General features: G+C 64.7%; 14 protein-coding genes. All 14 read left to right on the top strand.

Going from position 1 to position 15,285, the window contains the following annotated elements; translation table 11 throughout:
- Positions 1–272: 272 nt before the first annotated feature.
- The 14 genes from mraZ to SKTS_RS01780 all read left to right on the top strand — a co-directional run bounded on the left by mraZ (position 273) and on the right by SKTS_RS01780 (position 15,275).
- Positions 273–719: a division/cell wall cluster transcriptional repressor MraZ gene (mraZ, locus tag SKTS_RS01845; protein ID WP_173059499.1), complete on the top strand. Its 447-nt coding sequence runs from the start codon at positions 273–275 to the stop codon at positions 717–719.
- Positions 716–1,651 carry a 16S rRNA (cytosine(1402)-N(4))-methyltransferase RsmH gene (gene rsmH / locus SKTS_RS01840; protein WP_173059496.1) on the top strand — a complete coding sequence of 312 codons (936 nt, stop codon included), beginning with the start codon at positions 716–718 and terminating at the stop codon, positions 1,649–1,651. Before mraZ ends, rsmH begins: the two co-directional genes overlap by 4 nt.
- Positions 1,651–1,938, top strand: coding sequence for a cell division protein FtsL (ftsL, locus tag SKTS_RS01835; protein WP_173059493.1), 288 nt, complete (start codon positions 1,651–1,653; stop codon positions 1,936–1,938). The genes rsmH and ftsL overlap by 1 nt, the downstream gene beginning before the upstream one ends.
- Positions 1,935–3,659, top strand: a complete 1,725-nt coding sequence (locus SKTS_RS01830; protein WP_173059490.1) for a peptidoglycan D,D-transpeptidase FtsI family protein — start codon at positions 1,935–1,937, stop codon at positions 3,657–3,659. The genes ftsL and SKTS_RS01830 overlap by 4 nt, the downstream gene beginning before the upstream one ends.
- On the top strand, positions 3,656–5,134 hold the full coding sequence (locus tag SKTS_RS01825; RefSeq protein WP_173059487.1) for a UDP-N-acetylmuramoyl-L-alanyl-D-glutamate--2,6-diaminopimelate ligase: 1,479 nt from the start codon (positions 3,656–3,658) through the stop codon (positions 5,132–5,134). The genes SKTS_RS01830 and SKTS_RS01825 overlap by 4 nt, the downstream gene beginning before the upstream one ends.
- Positions 5,128–6,495, top strand: a complete 1,368-nt coding sequence (locus SKTS_RS01820) for a UDP-N-acetylmuramoyl-tripeptide--D-alanyl-D-alanine ligase (protein ID WP_173059484.1) — start codon at positions 5,128–5,130, stop codon at positions 6,493–6,495. The genes SKTS_RS01825 and SKTS_RS01820 overlap by 7 nt, the downstream gene beginning before the upstream one ends.
- Before the next feature lie 2 nt (positions 6,496–6,497).
- Positions 6,498–7,583, top strand: a complete 1,086-nt coding sequence (gene mraY / locus SKTS_RS01815; RefSeq protein WP_173059481.1) for a phospho-N-acetylmuramoyl-pentapeptide-transferase — start codon at positions 6,498–6,500, stop codon at positions 7,581–7,583.
- A 74-nt stretch (positions 7,584–7,657) separates the two neighbouring features.
- A complete protein-coding gene (murD, locus tag SKTS_RS01810; protein ID WP_173059478.1) occupies positions 7,658–9,037 on the top strand; it encodes a UDP-N-acetylmuramoyl-L-alanine--D-glutamate ligase in 1,380 nt (459 codons plus the stop codon).
- Position 9,038: 1 nt separating this feature from the next.
- A complete protein-coding gene (gene ftsW / locus SKTS_RS01805; RefSeq protein WP_173059475.1) occupies positions 9,039–10,193 on the top strand; it encodes a putative lipid II flippase FtsW in 1,155 nt (384 codons plus the stop codon).
- Positions 10,190–11,287: an undecaprenyldiphospho-muramoylpentapeptide beta-N-acetylglucosaminyltransferase gene (gene murG / locus SKTS_RS01800; RefSeq protein ID WP_173059472.1), complete on the top strand. Its 1,098-nt coding sequence runs from the start codon at positions 10,190–10,192 to the stop codon at positions 11,285–11,287. Before ftsW ends, murG begins: the two co-directional genes overlap by 4 nt.
- A complete protein-coding gene (gene murC, locus SKTS_RS01795) occupies positions 11,284–12,678 on the top strand; it encodes a UDP-N-acetylmuramate--L-alanine ligase (RefSeq protein ID WP_173059469.1) in 1,395 nt (464 codons plus the stop codon). The genes murG and murC overlap by 4 nt, the downstream gene beginning before the upstream one ends.
- Complete coding sequence (murB, locus tag SKTS_RS01790; RefSeq protein WP_173059466.1) at positions 12,678–13,640, top strand: UDP-N-acetylmuramate dehydrogenase; 963 nt, start codon at positions 12,678–12,680, stop codon at positions 13,638–13,640. The genes murC and murB overlap by 1 nt, the downstream gene beginning before the upstream one ends.
- Positions 13,637–14,560, top strand: a complete 924-nt coding sequence (locus SKTS_RS01785) for a D-alanine--D-alanine ligase (protein ID WP_173059463.1) — start codon at positions 13,637–13,639, stop codon at positions 14,558–14,560. The genes murB and SKTS_RS01785 overlap by 4 nt, the downstream gene beginning before the upstream one ends.
- Positions 14,550–15,275: a cell division protein FtsQ/DivIB gene (locus tag SKTS_RS01780; RefSeq protein ID WP_173059460.1), complete on the top strand. Its 726-nt coding sequence runs from the start codon at positions 14,550–14,552 to the stop codon at positions 15,273–15,275. Before SKTS_RS01785 ends, SKTS_RS01780 begins: the two co-directional genes overlap by 11 nt.
- The last annotated feature ends 10 nt before the right edge of the window (positions 15,276–15,285 follow it).

Genomic DNA, 15,285 nt, shown 5'->3' with positions numbered 1-15,285 from the left:
GAAAGGACTTCGAAACATAGCGCAGCAGCACGCCAAACACAAGCTGCCGCGGCTCAATGCTAACAAACAACATTCACTATTTTTCGTATCTCCTTATTTCTAAAGCATATAACTTTTAGTTCATGTTTTTCACCTAACTACTTGTCGCATAAACGAAAAACCGTGTTTCGTCCTTGACCTTGCCTGTTTTTTTATCTATAGTGGGGAAAAGTGGCGGCAAGTGGGGAATTGTGGGAAAACTTGCTGCCTGACACCAACAAAAAAGGGGCTATATGTTTCGCGGTTCTGCCACGCTGAATCTGGATAGCAAGGGAAGATTGGCTGTGCCGACCAGGCACCGCGACTTCCTGCAATCCTATTGCGGCGGCCGGCTAATCCTCACCGCAGACCCCAGCAAATGCCTGCTGCTTTACCCCCTGCCCGACTGGGAGCCGATCGAGAAGAAGCTCAACAGTCTCTCCAGCTTCAACCCCCAGACCCGCAGCCTGCAACGCCTGCTGGTGGGCAATGCCAACGACGTCGAACTCGACAGCGCCGGCCGCATCCTGGTGCCCACCTCGCTGCGCCAGTTCGCCGGGCTGGAAAAAAGCGTGGTGCTGGCGGGTCAGGGCAACAAATTCGAGGTGTGGGACGAAGAAAAGTGGAACCAGCAGAACGCTGAAGCCTTGGTGTTCCGCGATGGCGGCATGCCGCCGGAACTGGAAGGTTTCTCGCTTTGAAAGACGTCGCGCAGCACGTCACCGTGCTGCTCGCAGAGGCCGTGGACGCGCTGAATATCCAGCCGGGCGGAATTTATGTCGACGGCACCTACGGGCGCGGCGGGCACAGCCGGCTGATCCTCGAGCGGCTGGGCAAGGACGGCAGGCTGATCGCGCTGGACCGCGATCTGGCGGCAATAGAAACGGCGCGGGCCATCACGGACCCGCGCTTTTGCATTTGTCACCGCAGTTTTGCCGGTTTGCGCCAGGCATTGCAGGAACTGAGCATCGCCAAAGTGGACGGCATACTGCTCGATCTGGGGATATCGTCCCCCCAGATCGACGAGGCGGAACGCGGCTTCAGCTTCCGTTTCGACGGACCGCTGGACATGCGCATGGATACGAGCAAGGGGCAAACCGCGGCGGAATGGCTGGCGCAGGTGTCGGAAGATGAACTTAGGGAGGTCATCAAAAGCTATGGTGAAGAGCGGTTTGCTAAACAGATTGCAAGAGCGGTTGTTGCGGCGCGAGCGGGAGAGCCTGTCGTTACTACACGACAACTTGCCGAGCTCGTGGCAAAGGCGGTTCCCCGGCGCGAGCCAGGCCAGGATCCGGCGACGCGCACCTTTCAGGCTATACGGATTTTCCTTAACCAGGAACTTGAGGAGCTGTCGCTAGTGTTGCCGCAGTGCCTCGATCTGCTGGCGCCCGGCGGCCGTCTGGTGACCATCGGCTTCCACTCCCTGGAAGACCGCATCGTCAAGCGCTTCATGCAAGGCGAAGTCAATCGCGACACCTTGCCGTCGCGCCTGCCCGTACGCGCCGACCAGTTGCCGCAGCCGCGCATGCGCCTGATCGGCAAGGCGCTGCGACCCTCGGCGGCTGAAGTCGCAGCCAACCCCCGTTGCCGCAGCGCGGTAATGCGCGTGGCCGAGAGAACCGGGGTCGCCTGATGGTCAAGCTGAACCTCTTGCTGATGGTCATTGCCGTGCTTTGCGCCATGGGAGTGGTCACGTCCCAGCACAAGGCACGCAAGATGTTCATCGACCTGCAGCAGGAAGAGTCGCTGGCGAAACAGATGGAAGTCGAATGGGGTCAGTTACAACTGGAACAGAGCACCTGGGCCATGCACGCCCGGATTGAAAAAATCGCTTCCAGCTACCTCCACATGAAAATGCCGGACCCCGCCAAAACCCAGGTCATCCCGCTGCAGGCCCAGGCCCGCGGAGTCAATCCATGAGCCTCGCCACCACGACCCTGCGAGTCCGGCTGCCGCTTTGGCGCGCCTGGGTGGTGGTCGTCCTGCTGCTGCTGTGGTTTATTGCTCTATTAGTACGCGGGCTGTATCTGCAGATACTGAACAACGATTTTCTGCGCCAGAAAGGGGACGCGCGCTACAGCCGCGTGATCGAGCTTTCCGCGCACCGCGGCATGATCACCGATCGCCAGGGCGAACCGCTGGCGATCAGCACCCCGGTGGAATCGGTGTGGGCCAGCCCGCAGGATGTGGAACTGACAGCGGACAAGTCGCGTAGCCTGGCCAAGCTGCTCGACCTCAAACCGGCGGAGATAGAACATCACCTGCACGGCAGCCAGAAGGAGTTCGTCTACCTCAAGCGCGGCCTGCCGCCCGAGCAAGCCGCCAAGGTCATGGATCTGGGCATCCCCGGCATCTTCCTGCAGCGCGGCTACCGCCGCTACTACCCGGCGGGCGACGTGATGGCCCACGTACTGGGCTTCACCGACGTGGACGACAACGGCCAGGAAGGCATGGAGCTGACCTACCAGAACTGGCTGGCCGGCAAGACCGGCAGCCGCCGCGTAATCAAGGACCGCGTCGGCCACATCATCGAGGACATCGCCAGCGTCAAGACGCCCCAGGAAGGCCGCAACCTCGCGCTCAGCATCGACCGCAGCATCCAGTACCTGGCCTTCCGCGAACTCAAGAGTGCGGTGGAAACGCACCATGCCAAAGCCGGCGCCATCGTGGTGCTGGACGCCAAGACCGGCGAGATCCTGGCAATGGCCAACCTGCCGACCTACAACCCGAACAACCGCGTCAAGCTGAACCGCAACAGCACGCGCAACCGCAGCATTACCGACAGCTTCGAACCCGGCTCGACCATGAAGCCGTTCACCATTTCGGCGGCACTGGAAAGCGGCAAGTTCAAGCCGGGCAGCATGATCGAAACCGCGCCCGGGTACTTCTCCATCGGACCGGCCACCGTCCATGACGCCCACCCCGAGGGATTGCTCAGCGTGGCGCAAGTCATCCAGAAGTCGAGCAACGTGGGCGCGGCCAAGATCGCCCTGACCATGCAGCCGGAATACATGTGGGACACCTTCAACCACATGGGCTTCGGGCAGGTGCCACACAGCGGCTTCCCCGGCGAGGCCAGCGGCAGGCTCCGCCCCTACAAGACCTGGCGCCCCATCGAACAGGCCACCATGGCCTACGGCCACGGCATCTCGGTCAGCCTGCTGCAGCTCGCGCGCGCCTACACCGTGTTCGCCGACAACGGCGAACTGAAGCCCCTGTCGATGCTCAAACTGGATGAAGCACCGGCCGGCGAGCGGGTGTTTTCTCCGGAAACCGCCCAGGCGGTACGCAGCATGCTGGAAATGGTGGTGGAACCCGGCGGCACCGCCCCCCGCGCGCGCATCGTCGGCTACCGCGTGGCCGGCAAGACCGGCACCGCGCACAAGGAAGAAAACGGCGCTTACGCCAAGGACAAATACGTCGCCTCTTTCGTCGGACTCGCCCCGGCCTCCGACCCGCGCCTGATCGTCGCCGTGATGATCGACGAGCCTGAAGGCCAGTATTACGGCGGACTGGTGGCGGCGCCGGTGTTCAGCAACGTCATGGGCGGCGCACTGCGCATGCTGTCCGTGCCGCCCGACGCGCCCACCACCAACACCCTGCTGCCGGACGATGAGCCGGTCGTGAAGGAGGGGGTATGACAGCCAACAGCAATCAGCAGTCAGCGGTCAGCTTTCTGGCGGGGGCGGGCGCGCTGCGCCTGGTCGCAGACAGCCGCTGCATCCACTCCGGCGACGCCTTCGCCGCCTACCCGGGCGACGAAGCCGACGGGCGCCGCTTCATCGTCCAGGCGATCGCCGCAGGTGCCAGCTGCATCCTGTGGGAGCGTGACGGCTTCGAGTGGGACGCCGCCTGGAATATTCCCAATCTCGGCATAGCCGGGCTGCGCAAGGAAATCGGCGCCATCGCCTCGGAGGTCAACGGCGAGCCTTCGCGCCGCCTGTGGATGATCGGCGTTACCGGCACCAACGGCAAGACCTCCTGCTCGCACTGGCTGGCCACCTGCCTCGCCGACCTGGGCCGCAAGACCGCGCTGGTCGGGACGCTGGGCAACGGTTTCCCCGGCGCCCTCTCGCCGACGGCCAACACCACGCCCGACGCGGTCACGGTCCACAGCGTGCTGAAGGAATACGAGGCGCAGGGCGCCACCGCGGTGGCGATGGAAGTATCTTCCCACGGCCTCGACCAGGGGCGCGTCAACGGCGTGCACTTCGACGTCGCCCTGCTGACCAACCTGTCGCGCGACCATCTCGACTACCACGGCGACATGGCCAGCTATGCCGCCGCCAAGGCCACCCTGTTCGACTGGCCCGGCCTGCAGTACGCGGTTCTCAACCTGGACGACCCGTTCGGGGTGGAGCTGGCCGGCAAGCTGGGCTGCAGCGGCGTGAAGGTGGTGGGCTACGGCTTTCACGGCGAAGCGCAAGGCTGCCAGATCGTCGTCAAGGGACGCGACCTGCAAATGGGCGCCGACGGATTGCGTTTCGAGGCAGCCACCCCTTGGGGCAAGGCGAACATCGCCAGCGCCATGCTGGGGCGCTTCAACGCCTCCAACCTGCTCGGCGTGCTGGCCACGCTGCTGGTGAGTGGCGCCGCCCTGGAGCAAGCGGTCGCCGCCCTGGGCCGGATCAAGCCGGTACCCGGCCGGCTGCAGCAGTTCGGCGGCGGGGACAAGCCGCTGGTGGTGGTGGATTACGCCCACACCCCGGACGCGCTGGAAAAAGTGCTGCAGGCTCTGCGCGAAATCGTCGGCACGAACGGCAGCCTGAGCTGCGTGTTCGGCTGCGGCGGCAACCGCGACAAGGGCAAAAGGCCGCTCATGGGCGCCGTGGCATCGGCCCTGGCGGACCGCGCCATCGTCACCAGCGACAACCCGCGCCACGAAGACCCGCGCACCATCATCGACGAAATCGTTGCCGGCATGGGCTCCAATTTCCATGTCGAGGAAGACCGTGCCGCCGCCATCGACCAGGCCATACGCCAGGCGAAATGCGGCGACATCGTGCTGATCGCCGGCAAGGGCCATGAAGATTACCAGGACATCAACAACGTGAAATTACCTTTCAGCGATGCGGAAGTCGCACAACGCGTCTTGCAGGAGTATCGGCCATGCTGAACCTGAGCCAGGCCGCAACAGCGCTCAACACACGCCTGCAGGGGCAGGACGCGGTTTTCACCGGCGTCACCAGCGACAGCCGCGCCATACACGGCGGCGACCTGTTCGTGGCTTTGCGCGGCGAGCGCTTCGACGCGCACGACTTCGTCGCCCAGGCCATCGCGAAGGGCGCGGCAGCCGCGCTGGTGGACCAGGCCGCCGCCGTGAAACACGCCGAGGAATGGAAAGACCTGCCGCTGATCGTGGTGGACGACACGCGCCTGGCACTGGGGAAACTGGCGGCATTCTGGCGCAGCCGGCTGCAGCTCAAGCTGGTGGCGGTCACCGGCAGCAACGGCAAGACCACCGTCAAGGAAATGCTCGCCGCCATCTTGCGTGAGGCGGCCGGGGAAGACGGCGTGCTGGCGACCCAGGGCAATCTCAACAACGATATCGGCATGCCGCTCACGCTGCTGAAGCTGCGCGCGCAGCACAAATATGCGGTGATCGAGATGGGCATGAACCATCCCGGCGAAATCGCCTACCTGACCGGCATCGCCCGGCCCGACGTGGCGGTCATCAACAATGCCGGCGCCGCCCATCTCGCCGGTCTGGGCAGCGTCGAGCAGGTGGCGCGCGCCAAGGGCGAGATTTTTTCTGGCCTGGCGACGGACGGCGTGGCGGTGATCAATGCCGACGACGCCTTCGCGCCGCTGTGGAAGCAACTCGCGCACGACCGCACCATCATCGAGTTCGGCCTGGAATTGTCCGCCCAGGTCAGCGCCACTTTCCAGCTCGCACCCCTGGGCAGCGAACTAAAAATACGCACCAAGGCCGGCGAATTCACCGCGACGCTGCAGGTGCCGGGGCTGCACAACGTGCGCAACGCCCTGGCGGCGACGGCGGCGGCAACGGCATTGGGCATCGACACCACAAAGATCGCGGCGGGCCTGCACAAATTCGGCGGCGTCAAAGGCCGCCTGCAGCGCAAACCCGGACTGCACGGCGCAACGCTCATCGACGACAGCTACAACGCCAATCCGGCCTCGGTGAAAGCCGCCATCGCGGTGCTCGCAAGCATGCCGGGCAAGAAAATCCTGGTGCTGGGCGACATGGGCGAACTCGGACCCGGCGCCTGCGAACTGCACCGCGAACTCGGCGCCGCGGCCAAACAGGCCGGCGTGGACATCCTCTTCACCCACGGCGACCTGTGCCGCGAGGCGGCGGCGGAATTCGGGGAAAACGCCTGGTTCTTCGAGCGCATCGAAGAGTTGCTGGCCGACCTGGAAAACCTGCTGGCCCCGGACGTGACGGTATTGGTAAAAGGCTCCCGCTTCATGCAGATGGAACGGGTGATCAAGAGTTTCGAGGCGAAGGAATAAACATGCTATTAGCTCTGGCACAGTGGCTGGCACAGGACATCCGCGCTTTCAACGTGTTCAACTACATCACGCTGCGCGCGGTTATGGCGATCCTGACGGCGCTGATGATTTCCTTCGTAGTCGGCCCGACCATGATCCGCCGCCTCACCGCCATGAAAATCGGCCAGGCGGTGCGCGACGACGGGCCGCAAACCCACCTGGTCAAGAGCGGCACGCCGACCATGGGCGGAGCGCTGATCCTGGTGTCCATCGCCGTCACCACCCTGCTGTGGGCCGACCTGCGCAACCCCTACATCTGGGTGGTGCTGTTCACCACGCTGGGCTTCGGCGTCGTCGGCTGGGTGGACGACTACCGCAAGGTGGTGCACCGCAATCCCAAGGGCCTGTCTGCCAAATCGAAATATTTCTGGCAGTCGCTGATCGGCGCGGCTGTCGCGGCCTATCTCGCCTACCGCGCCAACCTGCCGGTGCACACCGAACTGATCGTGCCATTCTTCAAAAGCGTCTCCATCCCGCTCGGCGCGGTCGGCTTCATGGTGCTGACCTACTTCGTCATCGTCGGCACCAGCAACGCGGTCAACCTCACCGACGGCCTGGACGGACTGGCGATCATGCCCACGGTCATGGTCGGCGGCGCGCTCGGCATCTTCGCCTACGTTGCCGGACACTTCTACTTCGCCCGCTACCTGGGCATCCCCCATATTCCCGGCGCCGGGGAGCTGGCCATTTTCTGTGCCGCGATGGCCGGTGCCGGCCTCGGTTTCCTGTGGTTCAACGCCTACCCGGCGGAAGTATTCATGGGCGACGTCGGCGCACTGGCGCTGGGCGCGGCACTGGGCGTGGTGGCGGTGATCGTGCGGCAGGAAATCGTGCTGTTCATCATGGGCGGCGTGTTCGTGGTGGAGACCCTCTCGGTCATGCTGCAGGTGGGCTCCTTCAAGCTCACCGGCAAGCGCATTTTCCGCATGGCGCCGCTGCACCACCACTATGAACTGAAGGGCTGGAAAGAAAATCAAGTTGTTGTTCGCTTCTGGATCATCACCATGATGCTGGTGCTGGTTGGACTTTCGACGTTGAAATTAAGGTGAGGAGTGAGGGGTTAGGGGTGAGGGGCAGGTCGGGGACGGGGTTTTCTCGCACCGGACTCATCACAAAATAAAGTATGAATATCAGGGATAAAAACATACTGGTTCTCGGGCTCGGCGACACCGGCCTGTCCATGGCGCGCTTCCTGGCGCGCCATGGCGCTCGGCTGTCCGTCGCCGACAGCCGCGAAGCACCCCCGCACGCCACCCGTTTCCACGCCGAGTTTCCTGATGTAACGCTGACCACCGGTCCGTTCAGCGATGCGCTGTTCACCGACATCGACCTGATCGCAATCAGCCCCGGCGTACCCCTTGCCGACCCGCATGTCGCCGCAGCCGTTGCACGCGGCGTGCCAGTGGCAGGCGACGTGGAGCTGTTCGCCTTGGCACTCACTCCTCACTCCTCACTCCTCACTCCTCGCGTAATAGCCATCACCGGCTCGAACGGCAAAAGCACGGTGACCGAGATGACCGGCGCGATGTGCCGCACGGCGGGCCTCAAGACCGTCGTCGCCGGCAACATCGGCCTGCCGGTGCTGGACGCCTTGAGCGAAGCGGAACGCGACGGAATGCCCGACGTGTTCGTGCTGGAGCTGTCCAGCTTCCAGCTGGAAACCACCTCCAGCCTGAACGCCAGCGCCGCCACGGTGCTCAACATCAGCGAAGACCATCTCGACCGCTACGCCGGCATGGCCGCCTATTGCGCCGCAAAAACCCGCGTCTTCAACGGCAACGGGGTACAGATCCTGAACCGCGAAGACGCCGCGACCATGGCCATGGCCCTGCCCGGACGCCGCGTCGAAACATTCGGCCTGAATGCGCCTGCAGACGACAGCGCATGGGGAATAAGCGAGGAGTCCGGTGCAGCGTGGCTGGCACAGGGCAGCCACAAGCTGATGCCGCTGGCCGACCTGCCGCTCGCCGGCCTGCACAACGCGGCCAACGCACTCGCGGCACTGGCCCTTTGCCGCGCCCTGAATCTGCCGTTCGCACCGCTGCTCGACGCCCTGCGCGCCTTCAAGGGCCTGCCGCACCGCGTGGAGAAAGTGGCGACCATCGACGATATCACGTTCTACGACGACTCCAAGGGCACCAACGTGGGCGCGACCGTGGCAGCCCTGAACGGCATGCCCGGCAAGGTCGTACTCATCGCCGGTGGCGACGGCAAGGGCCAGGACTTCAGCCCGCTCGCCCCCGCCGTGGCGCAACATGCCCGCGCCGTGGTGCTGATCGGGCGCGATGGTGCCCGTATCGCCTCCGTCCTGGAACACAGCGGCGTGCCTCTGCTGCGCGCCGGCAGCATGGACGAGGCGGTGCAGATGAGCTACGCCCAGGCCCAGGCCGGCGACGCCGTGCTGCTCTCGCCCGCCTGCGCCAGCTTCGACATGTTCCGCAATTACCATCACCGCGCCGAAGTCTTTATCAGCGCGGTGCAACAACTGGCGCGCGGACACTGACATGTACTATCCCAACGCACAGAAGCCCAGCTCCGAATATGACCAGGCCCTGCTCTGGTCGGTGCTGCTGCTGCTGGCTTTCGGGCTGCTGATGGTTTACTCCGCCTCGATCGCCAGCGCCGGCGCAAGCCGTCAGACCGGCTTTCAGGAAACCTATTTCCTCATGCGCCAGAGCGTTTATCTGGTGGCAGCCGTGGTCGCCGGGGCAATTGCCTTCCAGATCCCGCTGCGCGGCTGGCAAAAAATGTCTCCATGGCTGTTCCTGGCCGGCATCGCCACGCTCGCCATGGTGCTGGTTCCGGGCATCGGGCGCGAAGTCAACGGCAGCCAGCGCTGGATCTCGTTGGGCATCGCCAACCTGCAGCCGTCCGAGTTCATGAAACTGATCGTGGTGATGTACGCCGCGGACTACACCGTGCGCAAGGCGGCGCTGATGGACAACTTCACCAAGGGTTTCATGCCCATGTTCCTGGTGATGCTGCTGATCGGCGGCTTGCTGCTGCGCGAGCCGGATTTCGGCGCTTTCGCCGTGATCATTTCCATCGCCATGGCCATCCTGTTCCTCGGCGGGCTGAACTGGCGCCTGTTCGCCGGCCTGATCGTGCTGCTGCTGATCGGTTTCCTGCTGCTGATCTGGACTTCGCCCTACCGCATGCAGCGCATCATCGGCTTCATGGACCCCTGGGCCGACCCGTTCGGCAAGGGCTACCAGCTGTCACACGCGCTGATCGCCTTCGGGCGCGGCGAGTGGCTGGGCGTGGGCCTGGGCGCCAGCGTGGAAAAACTGCTCTACCTGCCGGAAGCGCACACCGACTTCCTGCTCGCGGTAATCGCCGAAGAGCTGGGCTTCGTCGGCGTGACCGTGGTGGTGCTGGGCTTCGCCTGGATCACGGTGCGCGCCTTCGTCATCGGCCGCGGCGCGGAAAAACAGGAGCGCCACTTCTCCGCGCTGGTGGCACAAGGCATCGGCGTGTGGCTGGCGGTGCAGTCCATCATCAACATCGGCGTGAACATGGGGCTGCTGCCCACCAAGGGCCTGACGCTCCCCCTGCTGTCCTTCGGCGGCAGCGGCATCGTCGCCAACTGCGTGGCGCTGGCGGTACTGATGAGAGTTGATTACGAGAACCGGCAACTGCTCAAGGGGTACGCGGTATGAGCCGCACCATCATGATCATGGCGGGTGGCACCGGTGGCCACGTGTTTCCGGCGCTGGCCGTGGCCGACTTCCTGCGCAACGAGGGCTGGAAAGTGGTGTGGCTCGGCACCGCCAACGGCATGGAAGCCAGGCTCGTGCCGCAGCACGGCTACGACATGGCGTGGATCAAGTTCTCCGGCCTGCGCGGCAAAGGCTTGCTGCGCATGGTCACGCTGCCGCTGCAGCTGCTGCTCGCCTTCTACCAGAGCGCCCGGGCCATCCTCAGCCACCGCCCCGACGTGGTGCTGGGCATGGGCGGCTACCCGGCCTTCCCAGGCGGCATGATGGCAACGCTGCTGGCCAAGCCGCTGGTCATCCACGAACAGAACTCCATCGCCGGCCTGACCAACCGCGTCCTGGCCTGCCTCGCGGACAAGGTGCTGGTGGCTTTCCCCGGCGCATTCACGAGCAAGAAAGACAAGCCCCTGCCGTGCGGCAAGGCGGAAACCCTGTGGTGCGGCAACCCGGTACGGGCGGACATCGCTGCGCTGGACGATCCTCAAGTGCGCCTCGCCGAACGCGAAGGTGCGCTGCGCGTGCTGGTGGTAGGCGGCAGCCTGGGTGCGGCGGCGCTCAACGACGGCGTACCCAAAGCCATGGCCCTGATGGCACCTGCGCAACGCCCGCAAGTGGTGCACCAGTCCGGCGCCAAGCACCTGGAAACGCTGCAGGCCAATTACCGGGCCGCCGGCGTGGATGCGGACATCAAGCCGTTCATCGACAACATGGCGCAACAGTACGCCTGGGCCGACCTGGTGGTGTGCCGTTCGGGCGCGCTGACCGTGGCGGAACTGGCGGCGGCGGGCGTGGCCAGCGTGCTGGTGCCCTACCCCCATGCGGTGGACGACCACCAGACCACCAACGCGCGCTTCCTCAGCGACAACGGCGCGGCGGTGCTGGTGCCGCAAACCGAATTCAGCGCGGAAAGCCTGGCAGCCCTGCTGCAGGACCTGACCCGCGACAAGCTGCTCGCCATGGCGCAGGCCGCGCGGGCGCTGGCCAAACCCGATGCGACGCGGCAGGTCGCCGACATTTGTAAGGAATTGGCGAAATGAAGCATAAAGTTAAACGCATCCACTTCGTCGGCATCGGCGGCTCAGGCATGAGCGGCATCGCCGAGGTTTTGCTCAACCTGGACTACCGCATCAGCGGCTCGGACATGGTGGAAAGCGCCGTGACCAAGCACCTCAAGAAGCTCGGCGCCAAGGTTTTCAAGGGCCATGCCGCGGAACACGTGGCCGACGTGGACGTCGTGGTGACCTCCACAGCGGTCAAGGACGACAACCCGGAAGTGATCGCGGCGCGCGAGCGCAACATCCCCATCGTGCCGCGCGCGCTGATGCTGGCCGAGCTGATGCGCTTCAAGCAGGGCATCGGGGTGGCCGGCACCCACGGCAAGACCACCACCACCAGCCTGATCGCCAGCATTCTGGCGGAAGCCGGTATGGACCCCACCTTCGTCATCGGCGGACGCCTGGAAGCGGCCGGCACCAACGCGCGCTTGGGTTCGGGCGAATTCCTCGTGGCCGAGGCGGACGAGTCGGACGCCTCGTTCCTGCTGCTAACCCCGGTGCTGGCGGTGATCACCAACATCGACGCCGACCACATGGAAACCTACGGCCACGATTTCAACCGCCTCAAGCAGGCTTTCGTCGACTTCACCCAGCGCCTGCCCTTCTACGGCATGGCGGTGGTGTGCGTGGACGACCCGGTGGTGCGCGAAATTCTGCCGCGCATCACCAAGCCGGTGTGGACCTACGGCCTGTCCGAAGACGCCAAGGTGCGCGCGGTGGACATCGAAGCCAGCAACGGACAGATGAAATTCACAGTGGTGCGGGTCAACGGCAAGACCAGCAAGCTCAAGGTCACGCTCAACCTGCCGGGCATTCATTACGTGCTCAACGCGCTGGCGGCCATCGCCATCGCCACCGAGGTGGGCGCATCCGATGCCGCCATCGTCAAGGCGCTGGCGGAGTTCAAGGGCGTGGGACGGCGCTTCCAGCGCTTCGGCGAGGTCGCGCTGCCGGGCGGTGGAAACTTTACTTTGATTGACGATTACGGCCACCACCCGGTGGAGATGGCGGCCACCATCGCCGCCGCGCGCGGCGCCTTCCCGGAGCGGCGCCTGGTGCTGGCATTCCAGCCCCACCGCTACACCCGCACCCGCGACCTGTTCGAGGACTTCGCCAAGGTGTTGTCCGGCGTGGACGCCCTGCTGCTCACAGAAGTCTACGCCGCCGGTGAAGCCCCGGTGGTCGCGGCGGACGGGCGTGCGCTGGCACGTGCGGTGCGGGTGGCGGGCAAGGTCGAACCGATCTTCGTCGAAAACGTGGCGGAACTGCCGCAGGCCATTATCGACGCGGCACAGGACGGCGACGTGGTGCTGGTGATGGGCGCGGGCTCGATCGGCCAAGTGGCGCAAAAACTCACGGCGGGCGAAGGGTGATGGACATGACGCAAGCCCATCTGCAAGCGCCTTTGCGCGGCACGCTGCGGCTCGACGAGCCGATGGCCGAGCACGTCAGCTGGCGCGCCGGCGGCGTAGCGGAGCGCTGCTACGTTCCGGCCGATCTGGCAGACCTGGAGCTGTTCCTCAAGACCAGCGACGGCGCGGTGTATTTCGTCGGCCTGGGCAGCAACCTGCTGGTGCGCGACGGCGGCCTGCGCGGCACGGTGATCCTGCTGCACGGCGCGCTGAACCATATCAAGCTCACGCCGCAAGGCCTGATCTACGCCGAAGCAGGCGTGAGCAGCCCCAAAGTGGCGAGCTTCGCCGCGCGCCACGACCTGGAAGGCGCGGAGTTCCTCTCCGGCATACCCGGCACGGTGGGCGGCGCCCTGGCCATGAACGCCGGCTGCTATGGCAGGGAAACCTGGCAATGCGTGCGCAAGGTGCTGACCATCGATGGGGAGGGCACGTTGCTTGAACGCTTGCCCAGCGATTACGAAATTGGCTATCGACATGTCGAGTTGCGAGCAAGCAGCGAGCAGTTAGCAGTTAGCAGTAAACCCGCTCACCGCTCTCTGCTCACCGCTCACCCGCAAGAATGGTTCGTCGCCGCCTGGTTCGGTTTCACCCCCGGCGACGGCAAGGCCGCGAAGAAGCAAGCCAGGGAATGGCTGGCGAAGCGCATGGCGACACAGCCGCTGACCCAGCCCAACGCCGGCTCGGTGTTCCGCAACCCGCCGGGCGATTACGCGGCGCGCCTGATCGAGGCGAGCGGGCTCAAGGGGCTGGCCGTCGGCGGGGCGCAGGTTTCGGAAAAGCACGCCAATTTCATCGTCAACCTCGGCAATGCCAGCGCGGCAGACATCGAAAGCCTGATCGAAACGGTGCAGGCAAAAGTAAAACAGGCGCACGGCGTGGAGCTGGTGCGCGAAGTAAGGATTATCGGAGACAAGGCATGAGCAGGGCAGCAAAAGATTTCGGCAAGGTAGCGGTACTGTTCGGCGGCAAGTCCGCCGAGCGCGAGGTGTCGCTCAAGAGCGGTGCCGCGGTGCTGCGCGCGTTGCGCGCCAGCGGCGTCGACGCCCATGCTTTCGACCCGGCCGAGCGCGATCTGCACCAGCTCAAGGAAGAAGGCTACGCCAGCGCGTTCATCGCGCTGCACGGTCGCTTCGGCGAGGACGGCACGGTGCAGGGCGCGCTCGAGCTGATGGACATCCCCTACACCGGCAGCGGCGTGCTGGCTTCCGCCCTGGCCATGGACAAGTGGCGCACCAAGCTGGTGTGGCGCGCGGCGGGACTGCCGATTCCCGACTTCGAACTGCTCACGGCGGAGAGCGATTTCGCCGCCGTGGCACAGCGTTTGGGGCTGCCGCTGTTCGTCAAGCCGGCCAACGAGGGCTCCAGCGTCGGCATCAGCAAGGTCAAGACCCTGGCAGAGCTGCGCCCCGCCTACGAGTTGGCGGCGCAACACGACTCGCTGGTGCTCGCCGAGCAATTTATCGGCGGCGGCGAATACACCGCCGCCATGCTCGGCGGCAAGGCATTGCCCGTGATACGGATCGTGCCAGCAACCGAGTTCTACGACTACGAAGCCAAATATTTCCGCGACGACACGAAATACCTCATCCCCTGCGGCCTGTCGGCGGCACAGGAAGAAGAAATGCAGAAACTCGCGCAGCAAGGCTTCGCGGTGGTCGGCGGCCAAGGCTGGGGACGGGTGGATTTCCTCGTGGACGAGGCCGGCAAGCCGTACCTGCTCGAACTCAACACCTCGCCCGGCATGACCGACCACAGCCTGGTGCCGATGGCGGCGCGCCACGCGGGGATCAGTTTCGAGCAACTGGTGGTGCAGGTACTGGAGCTGGCCCATGTGGGATAGGCCCGCCCTCATGCTGTGGCTGGCGAATCTGCTGTATGCGATTGCAGCGATTCTGCTGCTTTACGCCGTGCTGTTCCTGGTGGTGCACCTGCCGGTGTTTCCGCTGCGGGAAGTGAAGGTCAACGGCGAGCTGAAGCATGTGACGCGCGAACAGGTGCAGTTCATCGTCACCCGGGCGCTGAAGGGCAACTTCTTCACCCTGGACCTGAACAAGACGCGCCGCACCTTCGAGAAGCTGCCTTGGGTGCGCAACGTGAACGTGCGGCGGCGCTGGCCGGACCGGCTGGAAGTGACGCTGGAAGAGCATGAGGTGCTGGCGCGCTGGGGCAACGCGGCATTGGTCAACACCCACGGCGAGCTGTTCGAAGCCGCGTCCGACCAGGTATTGCCGGTGTTCAACGGGCCTGCGGACGGCGTGGTGGAGGTGACCAGCCAGTACCAGCTGTTCAAGCAGCAACTGGAGCCGATCAAGCGCCAGCCTGTGCTGGTCAGCCTTTCGCCGCGCCGCGCCTGGCAGCTCAAGCTGGACGACGGCCTGGTGGTGGAACTGGGAAGAGAAAAAGTGGAAGCGCGACTGGACAAATTCGTCAGGGTTTACGACCGCACGCTGGGTCGCCTGAACCAGACGGTTAATTATGTGGATCTGCGCTATCCCAACGGTTTCGCGGTGCGCCTCGGTGGCGGCGCTGCGGCAGCAAAACCTGCAGGTGCGTAAGGGGAGTGAA

It is taken from the genome of Sulfurimicrobium lacus (assembly GCF_011764585.1).
GTDB classification, from domain to species: domain Bacteria; phylum Pseudomonadota; class Gammaproteobacteria; order Burkholderiales; family Sulfuricellaceae; genus Sulfurimicrobium; species Sulfurimicrobium lacus.
Note: the sequence above shows the minus strand (reverse complement) of the source record. Positions and strands in the feature narration are given on the sequence as shown.

Excerpts from the sequence above, each read along its gene's own strand:
- mraZ (WP_173059499.1), top strand. The coding sequence starts at position 273 with ATGTTTCGCGGTTCTGCCACGCTGAATCTGGATAGCAAGGGAAGATTG.
- ftsL (WP_173059493.1), top strand. The coding sequence starts at position 1,651 with ATGGTCAAGCTGAACCTCTTGCTGATGGTCATTGCCGTGCTTTGCGCC.
- SKTS_RS01830 (WP_173059490.1), top strand. The coding sequence starts at position 1,935 with ATGAGCCTCGCCACCACGACCCTGCGAGTCCGGCTGCCGCTTTGGCGC.
- SKTS_RS01825 (WP_173059487.1), top strand. The coding sequence starts at position 3,656 with ATGACAGCCAACAGCAATCAGCAGTCAGCGGTCAGCTTTCTGGCGGGG.
- SKTS_RS01820 (WP_173059484.1), top strand. The coding sequence starts at position 5,128 with ATGCTGAACCTGAGCCAGGCCGCAACAGCGCTCAACACACGCCTGCAG.
- mraY (WP_173059481.1), top strand. The coding sequence starts at position 6,498 with ATGCTATTAGCTCTGGCACAGTGGCTGGCACAGGACATCCGCGCTTTC.
- murD (WP_173059478.1), top strand. The coding sequence starts at position 7,658 with ATGAATATCAGGGATAAAAACATACTGGTTCTCGGGCTCGGCGACACC.
- ftsW (WP_173059475.1), top strand. The coding sequence starts at position 9,039 with ATGTACTATCCCAACGCACAGAAGCCCAGCTCCGAATATGACCAGGCC.
- murG (WP_173059472.1), top strand. The coding sequence starts at position 10,190 with ATGAGCCGCACCATCATGATCATGGCGGGTGGCACCGGTGGCCACGTG.
- murC (WP_173059469.1), top strand. The coding sequence starts at position 11,284 with ATGAAGCATAAAGTTAAACGCATCCACTTCGTCGGCATCGGCGGCTCA.
- murB (WP_173059466.1), top strand. The coding sequence starts at position 12,678 with ATGGACATGACGCAAGCCCATCTGCAAGCGCCTTTGCGCGGCACGCTG.
- SKTS_RS01785 (WP_173059463.1), top strand. The coding sequence starts at position 13,637 with ATGAGCAGGGCAGCAAAAGATTTCGGCAAGGTAGCGGTACTGTTCGGC.
- SKTS_RS01780 (WP_173059460.1), top strand. The coding sequence starts at position 14,550 with ATGTGGGATAGGCCCGCCCTCATGCTGTGGCTGGCGAATCTGCTGTAT.